The organism is Streptomyces sp. 13-12-16, from assembly GCF_002114215.1.
In the GTDB taxonomy this organism is placed as follows: domain Bacteria; phylum Actinomycetota; class Actinomycetes; order Streptomycetales; family Streptomycetaceae; genus Streptomyces.
Genome location: NZ_NCTE01001312.1, coordinates 1 through 1,088 on the forward strand (window position 1 = coordinate 1; position 1,088 = coordinate 1,088).

At 74.3% G+C, this 1,088-nt stretch carries 1 protein-coding gene and 1 pseudogene; one reads left to right on the top strand and one right to left on the bottom strand.

Annotated features, from left to right (window positions below):
* Positions 1-270, bottom strand: a pseudogene (locus B7767_RS40330) (ferric iron reductase); the annotation flags it as partial.
* A gap of 228 nt (positions 271-498) precedes the next feature.
* Between B7767_RS40330 and B7767_RS40335 the strand changes: the two are divergent.
* Positions 499-1,088: DMT family transporter (locus tag B7767_RS40335; RefSeq protein WP_306298050.1), on the top strand; the 590-nt coding region annotated here is incomplete at its 3' end.

Below are 1,088 nucleotides of genomic sequence, written 5' to 3' on the forward strand. Positions count from 1 at the left end.
GTACAGGGCGGCGGAGCCGAGGGCCACGGACCACAGGCGGGCGGCGAGCCCCTGCTGGGCCACCGACGCGGCGACCCTCGCCTCGTCGGTGCGCAGGACGCCGGCGACCCGGCGGACCCGCGAGGTCAGGAAGTCGCCCTGAACATCCGGGGGTCGCGGTCCGTATGCCTGGGCGAGCGTGGGCAGGCGGCGGTCGGCCACTCCCGCTGTGCGCAGGACGAAGAAACCACCGAGGCGGTGAAGGGCGGTGAGAGACGGGTCGAGGTCCACGACGTGCAGTAGTACCAAGGCCCCTAGGGGTCGCGACCAGGGGCCCACCACCCCGGGGCACCCACCCTGGGGATGACGGGGGCGCCGTCGTACTCCATCGGCAGTAGGACTCATTGGGTGCTCAGGGACGACGACGGGAACACTCTGACACGGCATCGTGTTGGTTATGGAAGCCGACCGTTCGCCGTGCCGGGCCCACCGCCCCGGCCTCACGCAGAGGAGCAGCCGATGAGCGCCCTCGCGTTGTCCGTGCTGCTGTCGTTCGTCTCTGCCGTGGCGTACGCCGGAGGGGCGATCGTGCAGGAGCAGGTCGCGGTCTCCTCGCCCGGCGCGCAGCAGTACGCACCGCTGCGCCGGCCGGGCTGGTGGGCGGCGGTCGCGCTCAACGGCCTCGGCGGACTGCTCCACGTGGTGGCGCTCGCCTACGGCCCCCTCAGCCTCGTCCAGCCCCTGGGCGCGCTGACCATCGTCTTCGCCCTGCCCATGGCCGCGCTGTTCGTCGGCCGGAAGGCCGGGGCGACCGCGTGGCGCGGCGCCATCATGGCGACGGTGGGCCTCGCGGGACTGCTCTCCCTGGTCGGCGCGTCCGACGCGCAGTCGCTGGACACCGCGCAGCGGGTGGCGGCGGCGCTGGGGACGGCCGGGGCGGTCGTGGCGCTGATGGTCGCGGCCCGCGCCGCGCACCGGCATCCCGCGGTGCGCAGCATCCTGCTGGCCACCGCGTCCGGTGTCGCGTTCGGCATGTCCTCCGTCTTCACCAAGACCGTCGCGGTCGACTGGACCGGCGGGGTCTCGGCGGCGGACCCGCCGTCCCCGGC